The organism is Mesorhizobium sp. M7A.F.Ca.US.006.04.2.1, assembly GCF_004022915.1.
GTDB classification, from domain to species: Bacteria; Pseudomonadota; Alphaproteobacteria; order Rhizobiales; family Rhizobiaceae; genus Mesorhizobium; species Mesorhizobium ciceri.
The window spans coordinates 1-1,519 of the sequence record NZ_RZQA01001156.1; the positions used below are offsets into that span (position 1 = coordinate 1).

The following is a 1,519-nucleotide window of genomic DNA, read 5'->3' on the forward strand; positions in this document are numbered from 1 at the left end:
CGAGCCGAAGGTCTCGCCGAACTTGTCGCGCTGAGCGGCCGGGATGCGGCCGACGCCGACCAGCCACTTGTTGACGAGGCCGCCGACGGTCGCGGTGCTGTCGGCGAGCGCCGGCGCCAAGGCGGTGAACAAGGCCAGCGCGACGCCAAGCGACGCGGGTCGATACAGGTGCTTCATGGATAATCCTCTTTGTGACGGATGTGCCGGAGCGGCCGGGGGACGAAAAACTGAAAGAGGTACGACATCGATGATGTTGCGCAAGCCTCCCCGAAACGCGGTCTACGGCGCGAACATGATGCTTGCGTGACAGCGCGCAGTGCATGCCGGCGGTCGACGAAAAACGATGCGCGCGCGCCGGCACTGGACACTTATGTCCAGTGGATATATACTCCAGTCTTCGGACCAACCGTGGAGGGGAAGCCTTGAAGTCGCACTACCGCGCAGTCGTCATCGGAGGTGGCGTGGTCGGAGCCTCGGTGCTCTATCACCTGACGCGGTTCGGCTGGAGCGATGTGGCGCTGATCGAGCGCGCAGAACTGACGGCCGGTTCGACCTGGCACGCGGCGGCAGGCTTCCATGCGCTCAACGCCGATCCCAATGTGGCGGCGCTGCAGGACTACACCATCAATCTCTACCGGGAGATCGAGGCCGAATCCGGCTGGGATATCGGCCTGCACATGACGGGCGGCGTCAACATCGCCAGCGATCCCGCGCGCTGGGAGTGGCTGAAATCAGCCTGGGCCGTGTTCCAGTCGGTCGGCATCGAGACCGCGCGCCTGGTCACGCCCGACGAGATCAAGGCGATCTGCCCGATCGTCGACGTCAACGGTGTTCTTGGCGGCCTGCATGATTCCAACGAAGGCCATCTCGACCCGTACGGTACCACGCATGCCTATGCGGGTGCTGCGAAGAAGCGCGGCGCCGACATCATCTTGCGCAACCGGGTCGTCGAGCTGAAAGCACGTGCCGACGGGCGCTGGGACGTCATCACCGAGCAGGGCACCATCATCGCCGAGCATGTCGTCAATGCCGGCGGGCTGTGGGCGAAGCAGCTCGGCCGCATGGCCGGCGTCGACCTGCCGGTGACGCCGATGGAGCACCACTATTTCATCACCGATGACATTCCGGAGATCGCAGCACTTGACAGGGAAATCGGCATCGCCGTCGATCTCGACGGCTTTTCATACCTGCGGCAGGAGCGCAAGGGTGTGCTGCTTGGCGTCTATGAGCAGAACCCAAAGCACTGGAACATGGACGGAGCGCCGTGGGATTACGGCATAGAGCTGATCCCGGAAGACATCGACCGCATCAGCCCGGAACTCGCCAAGGCGCATGAGCGCTTCCCTTGCCTGGCGACGGCCGGTATCCGCAAATGGGTCAACGGCGCCTTCACCTTCACGCCGGACGGCAATCCGATTGTCGGGCCGGTGCGCGGCCTGAAGAACTACTGGGTCGCCTGCGGCGTCATGGCCGGTTTCAGCCAGGGCGGCGGCGTCGGCAAGTCGCTGGCCGAATGGAT

The 1,519-nt window shown here is 64.3% G+C and carries 1 protein-coding gene; it reads left to right on the forward strand.

Features of this window, described 5'->3' with window-relative positions:
• Window positions 1-422 precede the first annotated feature (422 nt).
• A partial coding sequence (locus EN925_RS35335; RefSeq protein WP_164894639.1) for an FAD-binding oxidoreductase occupies window positions 423-1,519 on the forward strand: 1,097 nt, incomplete at its 3' end.